5 protein-coding genes are annotated in these 6,000 nt (G+C 67.2%); 3 read left to right on the top strand and 2 right to left on the bottom strand.

Going from position 1 to position 6,000, the window contains the following annotated elements:
• Positions 1-1,005, top strand: a 1,005-nt coding sequence (locus A7W11_RS03195) for an amidase (protein ID WP_082887056.1), incomplete at its 5' end; no start/stop codon positions are given.
• Between the two features lie 37 nt (positions 1,006-1,042).
• Here the strand turns inward: A7W11_RS03195 and A7W11_RS03190 are convergent.
• On the bottom strand, positions 1,043-2,365 hold the full coding sequence (locus tag A7W11_RS03190) for an SGNH/GDSL hydrolase family protein (protein ID WP_156522982.1): 1,323 nt from the start codon (positions 2,363-2,365) through the stop codon (positions 1,043-1,045).
• 111 nt (positions 2,366-2,476) lie between these two features.
• Here A7W11_RS03190 and A7W11_RS03185 point away from each other — a divergent pair, with 111 nt between their 5' ends.
• Both A7W11_RS03185 and A7W11_RS03180 read left to right on the top strand, forming a co-directional pair.
• Positions 2,477-3,439: a LysR family transcriptional regulator gene (locus A7W11_RS03185; RefSeq protein ID WP_066407907.1), complete on the top strand. Its 963-nt coding sequence runs from the start codon at positions 2,477-2,479 to the stop codon at positions 3,437-3,439.
• Positions 3,440-3,883: 444 nt separating this feature from the next.
• A complete protein-coding gene (locus tag A7W11_RS03180) occupies positions 3,884-4,252 on the top strand; it encodes a type II toxin-antitoxin system HicB family antitoxin (protein WP_066407898.1) in 369 nt (122 codons plus the stop codon).
• Positions 4,253-4,361: 109 nt separating this feature from the next.
• On the opposite strand, the gene A7W11_RS03175 is transcribed toward A7W11_RS03180, so the two are convergent.
• Positions 4,362-5,885 (bottom strand): fumarate hydratase, encoded by a 1,524-nt coding sequence (locus tag A7W11_RS03175; protein ID WP_066407895.1) that lies wholly within the window; start codon positions 5,883-5,885, stop codon positions 4,362-4,364.
• Positions 5,886-6,000: the final 115 nt, after the last annotated feature.

Here is a 6,000-nt window from a genome sequence, read left to right as displayed (position 1 = left end):
GGCGGGGAGCCACGCCCGTTCGATGCCGCCAGCGTGGCGCTGCTGCGCCACGCTGGCGCCGTGCCGATCGGCAAGACCGTGACGGCCGAATTCGCCTACGTGACGCCCGGTCCGACCCGCAATCCCCACAACCTGGACCATACGCCGGGCGGCTCGTCCAGCGGATCGGCCGCCGCCGTGGCCGCGGGGATGGTGGAGCTGGCGCTGGGCACGCAGACCGGAGGATCCATCATCCGGCCGGCGGCCTTCTGCGGCGTGATCGGCTTCAAGCCCACATTCGGACGCGTGCATCGCCAGGGCATGCACGTGCTGTGCGATTCGTTGGACACCATCGGCTGGTTCACACGCACGCTGGAACAGTCGGCCGCCACGGCGCGCGTGTTCCTGGGATCGGCCGGCGCATCCCTACCCACCACGCGCGCGCCGCGCGTCGCCCTGCTGCGTTCCCGTACACTGGGCACGCTGAGCCCGGCGGCACAGGCCGCGCTGGACCAGCAGGTCGCGTTGCTGCGTGAACACGGCGCCCACGTCGTCGAGCCGGATTGCGACACGGACATGAAGGAACTGCTGCGGGTGCACGGCGACATCATGCTGGCCGAACTGGCGCGCGGCCTGCTGGCGTTGCGGCTGGCGCGAGACGAAGACCTGACCCCCGCGCTGCGGCATGCCATCGACCGTGGCCTGGCCATCCCGCCTGCCGGCTACGCGGCCTTGCAACAGGCCAGGATGCCGTTGGCGCGGCGCTGGCAGGACCAGTTTGCCGATGTCGACGTCATCCTGGCACCCAGCGCCCCCTCCGAAGCCCCGGCGGGATTCACCACCACCGGCTCGTCGGTGTTCAACCGCGTGTGGTCGCTGCTGGGCTGGCCCTGCGTGCACCTGCCCACCGGCAGGACCGCCACCGGCTTGCCGGTGGGCGTGCAATGCGTGGCCTTGCCCGACCGCGATCTCGATCTGCTGGAATGGGCCGGCTGGATGCAGCGGCTGCCGCGGCCGGCGGCGTAGGCATCGAACCCGGTCCATCGAGGCCTCCGGCCCGGCGCTATCGCGGGGCCGGCAGGCCGGGGGTCACGGCCAGGCCGGGCAACAGCGCCTGCAGATCGACGGCCTGCGCCATGGCGCGGTTGCCTTCGTCCCCGGGATGCAGGTGGTCGCCCGAATCGAAGCGGGCAGCGATGCGGTCCGGATGCGCGGCGTCGCGCAGCACCGCATCGAAGTCGATGACCGCGTCGAACGCGCCGCCCTGGCGTATCCAGGCATTGACCCGCTTGCGCAAGGCGTCTTTTTCCTTGCCGTAGTAATCCGCCAACGGCGTGTCCGGCAACGCCCCCTCGAAGGGCGTCAACGTGCCGCCGATGACGCGCACGCCACGGCGATGCGCCTGCCCGATCAACTGGAGATATCCGGCGACCAGGTCGTCGAAACCGGGGCGAGGCGCATCCGGCGCAAAAGCGGTGCCGGGCCACGCAATGTCGTTGATGCCGATCAGCACCACGACACTGCGCACGCCAGGCAGGGAAAGCACGTCGCGATCCAGCCGCGCCAACGCGTTGACGCCCATGCCGTCCGACAGCAAGCGTCCGCCGGAAATGCCGGCATTGCTCACCGCCACTCCATGCGGCGCGAGGCGCGCGGCCAGGAAATCCGGCCAGCGCCGATCGCGATCCAGACTGGCCGTCGCGCCATCGGTGATCGAATCGCCGATGATCGCCACCGCGCGCGGCGCCTGTTCCGTCTCGACCAGCAACCCGGTCAGAATGGGCCGCGCCGTGGTGCTCCCGGGGTCGTTGCCGGGCAGCCCGCGCAACACGCCCATCGCGGACTGCTCTCCCGCCGTGATCCAGCCTGTCTGGCGGCCATCCCAATGAAACGTGGTCAACGGCGTGGCCTGAGGCACATGGATGCTGATGGTCACCTGCTTCAAGTTCGCCGTGGGCAGATCGACGGGATCGCTGACCAGCGATGCGCCGGGCGCAATCGTCGCAGAGGAGCGACCGGCGAAGGTCACGGTCCGCAGGCTGTCGCTGGCGATCTCTCCCTTGACACTGCCCTGTATGGGATGCGCCGCCGTCACCTTGCCCAACGCCAGCGGCTGCCTGCCATACGCATTGGACAGCACGACGCGCAGGCGCTTGCCACCCAGGCTGAGCCGCGCCACCAGGCGCACGGTCTGATTACTCAGAATGGTCGGGACATTGGAGGGAAACAGGAAATCCGCTCCCCAGACGGGTTGCGGGCTGGCCTGCCAGCTCGTCACCCACGCCGCCCCCGCAGCGGAATCCGCCTCGGCATGCCCGGCAGGCAAGATGCCGGCCAAGGCCAGCACGGCGGTGGCCATCTTCATGGAAAGGGTCGGTGTATTCATGGCCAGGCCTTCAGGATTCGTCAGGGGACAAATCATGAATCCAAAGCCAAATATCGAATAGACTGCCCGATGGAAAATCATTTGTGATTTGAACTCACGACAGGAGCAGCCATGGCACGCCTGGACGTCAATCGGTCTGGCGAACTGGAAGTGTTCGCGCGCGTGATCGAACTGGGCGGGTTCTCCGCCGCCGCCCGCGCCTACGGCATGACACCTTCGGCCGTCAGCAAACTGGTCACCCGGCTGGAACAGCGCCTGGGCGCGCGGTTGCTCAACCGCTCCACCCGGCAACTGCAGCTCACCCCCGAGGGCTGTGTGTTCTACGAACAGGGCGTGCGCATCCTGGCGGATCTGGACGAGGCGGAACGCTGCGCCGGTGAACGCACCACGCCGCGCGGCAGGCTGCGGATCAATGCCAACGTGCCTTTCGGGCATCACTTCCTGCTGCCGCTGGTCCCCGAATTCCTGGTGGCCCACCCGGAGATGACGCTGGACATCGTCCTGACCGACGAGGTCATCGACATCCTTGAAGAACGCACCGACGTCGCGGTCCGCGCGGGCCCGCTCAAAAGTTCGAATCTGATCGCGCGCGGGCTGGGCAGCACGCGTATGGTGATCGTGGGGGCGCCTGCCTACTTCGCACGCCACGGCATGCCCGCCACGCCCCAGGAACTGCTGGCGCACAACCGTCTGGGCGCGACCTACGCCCGGGCGCAGCCAGGCTGGCCGCTGCGTCACCAGACGCAGGAGACCATCGTTCCTGTCACCGGCAACGCGCAGGCCAGCGATGGCGAAGCGTTGCGCAGGCTCGCACTGGCCGGCCTGGGCCTGGCCCGGCTGGCGGCCTTCCAGGTAAGCGAAGACATCGCGGCGGGCCGCCTGCACCCGGTGTTGGAGGATTGCAATCCGGGCGACCGGGAAGCGGTGCACGCGGTTTATGTCGGCCATCGCGGCTTGATGCCGCCCCGCGTGCGCGCCTTCCTGGATTTCCTGGTGGAACGGGTCGACGTCGGCCACGCCAGGCCGGCGGCGCGACCGCCTGCCGCCGGCTCTGCCTCGACGGCAGCGTCGTAGCCGGCCGCCGGCCCCGGGAAAAACGCCGGCTGGCGCCTCGCGTGGGGGACGCGGAAGAGACCGTTCCGTCACGGTCCCGTTCGAATCCCGGCGCCCGCGCCAATATCATCGGAGGCCCTGTCAATCGTACGTCCGCCTTGCAACTAAATTTCAGTTGCAAGGCGGACACTATAGGCCGATAATCGATGTCCAGAATCCAGAAAGCGCGGGAGAAGTTCCTCCGCAGGCCTCCTCCCAGGGATTTGCGCTGGGAAGAGCTCGTCTACACCTTGGCAACCTATGGCTTCGAGCTGAACCAGGAAAACGGCGGGTCACACCACTTCTTCGTACTTCGCCGCCGTGGCCTTCACTACCGCATCAACGCAGTCGCCCGCATCCGGACACGGTCATCAAGATCTACCAGATCAAGGAAATCGTCCGGAAACTCGCAGACTGGGGAATCACATGAACAACCTGCTTCACTACAAAGGCTTTCACGGCTCGGTCTCGTATAGCGCAGAGGACGAGTGTCTGTTCGGCAAGATCGAGTTCATCAAGGACCTGATCACCTTCGAGGCCGAAGACGTCGCGCAGATCCGCCCGGCCTTCCAGCGCGCCGTGGACGACTATCTCGCGCATTGCGAACGAACGGGTACGCAGCCCGACGTGCCGTACAAGGGCTCGTTCAACGTGCGCGTCAGTCCACAGACACATCGCCTGGCCGCCATCGAGGCGAAACGGCGCGGGGTCTCGCTCAACGAACTGGTCTCGCAGGCCATCGACGCCTTGCTGGCCGGCCGCGCAGCGCCGCACTCGGCCCACGAGACGGCATAGCGCGACCCATGAAAAATCCGGGCAAGCCCGGATGCTTCATGTCCCGCCAGGCAGGATGCCGGGCGGCGCTATCGATGGCCGGCCCGATCGAACGGACCGGCGTCTTCCATCAAGCCACCGCGACCGGAATCTTGCCGATCCTGGCCTGCCACTCCTGCGGGCCGGTGTTGTGCACCGAGATACCCTCGGCATCCACCGCCACCGTCACCGGCATGTCCTTCACGTCGAATTCGTAGATGGCTTCCATGCCCAGGTCTTCGAACGCCAGCACGCGGGCCGTGCGGATCGCCTTGGACACCAGGTAAGCGGCGCCGCCCACCGCCATCAGGTACGCCGACTTGTGCTTGCGGATGGCGTCGATGGCCACCGGACCGCGCTCGGACTTGCCGATCATCGAGATCAGGCCGGTCTGCGCCAGCATCATCTCGGTGAACTTGTCCATGCGGGTGGCGGTGGTGGGGCCGGCCGGACCGACCACTTCGTCGCGCACCGGATCGACCGGGCCCACGTAGTAGATGACGCGGTTGGTGAAGTCCACCGGCAGCGGCTCGCCGCGGGCCAGCATGTCCTGGATGCGCTTGTGCGCGGCGTCGCGGCCGGTCAGCATCTTGCCCGACAGCAGCAGGGTCTGGCCCGGCTTCCAGCTGGCGACTTCCTCGCGCGTCAGCGTGTCCAGGTCGACCTGCCTGGACTTGTTGTAGTCGGGCGCCCAGTGCACTTCCGGCCACTCGGACAGCGAGGGCGGATCCAGGCGCGCCGGGCCCGAGCCGTCCAGCTCGAAGTGGGCATGGCGGGTGGCGGCGCAATTCGGGATCATGGCCACGGGCTTGGAAGCCGCGTGCGTCGGGAAGGTCGAGATCTTCACGTCCAGCACGGTGGTCAGGCCGCCCAGGCCCTGCGCGCCGATACCCAGCGCGTTGACCTTCTCGTACAGCTCGATGCGCAGCTCTTCGAGCTTGTTCTGCGGGCCGCGGGCCAGCAGTTCGTACATGTCGATGTCTTCCATCAGCGACTGCTTGGCCATCAGCATGGCCTTTTCGGCCGTGCCGCCGACGCCGATGCCCAGCATGCCCGGCGGGCACCAGCCGGCGCCCATCGTGGGCACGGTCTTCAGTACCCAGTCGACCAGCGAGTCGCTGGGGTTGAGCATGACGAACTTCGACTTGTTCTCGGAACCGCCGCCCTTCGAAGCGATCTGCACGTCGACCTTGGCGCCGGGCACCAGTTCGACGTGCAGGATACAGGGCGTGTTGTCGCGCGTGTTCTTGCGCGCGAACAGCGGGTCGTCCAGCACCGAGGCGCGCAGCGGATTGTCCGGGTTCAGGTAACCACGGCGCACGCCTTCGTCACAGAGCTCCTGCAGGCTGCGCTTGGTGTCGAAGCGCACGTCCATGCCGATCTTCAGGAACACGTTGACGATGCCGGTGTCCTGGCACAGCGGGCGCTTGCCCTCGGCGCACATGCGCGAGTTGGTCAGGATCTGCGCCATGGCGTCGCGCGCCGCGGGGCTTTCCTCGCGCTCGTAGGCGCGCGCCAGGTGGCGGATGTAGTCGACGGGATGGTAGTAGCTGATGAACTGGATACCGTCCGCGATGGACTGGATCAGGTCTTCTTCTTTGATGAGCGTGGTCATGATGTAGGAAGGACGGGGCCGGAGACCCGCCTGGTTCGCGGAAAGAAAGGGGAAAAACGAAAAACGGAGGGAGACCTGCCGGAACTCGTTGCGTGCCCGCGCGCGACCGCATGGA

This window comes from Bordetella ansorpii (assembly GCF_900078315.1).
GTDB lineage: Bacteria > Pseudomonadota > Gammaproteobacteria > Burkholderiales > Burkholderiaceae_B > Bordetella > Bordetella ansorpii.
This window is presented reverse-complemented; position numbering and strand designations above follow the sequence as displayed.

Excerpts from the sequence above, each read along its gene's own strand:
- A7W11_RS03180 (WP_066407898.1), top strand. The coding sequence starts at position 3,884 with ATGAACAACCTGCTTCACTACAAAGGCTTTCACGGCTCGGTCTCGTAT.
- A7W11_RS03190 (WP_156522982.1), bottom strand. The coding sequence starts at position 2,365 with ATGAATACACCGACCCTTTCCATGAAGATGGCCACCGCCGTGCTGGCC.
- A7W11_RS03185 (WP_066407907.1), top strand. The coding sequence starts at position 2,477 with ATGGCACGCCTGGACGTCAATCGGTCTGGCGAACTGGAAGTGTTCGCG.
- A7W11_RS03175 (WP_066407895.1), bottom strand. The coding sequence starts at position 5,885 with ATGACCACGCTCATCAAAGAAGAAGACCTGATCCAGTCCATCGCGGAC.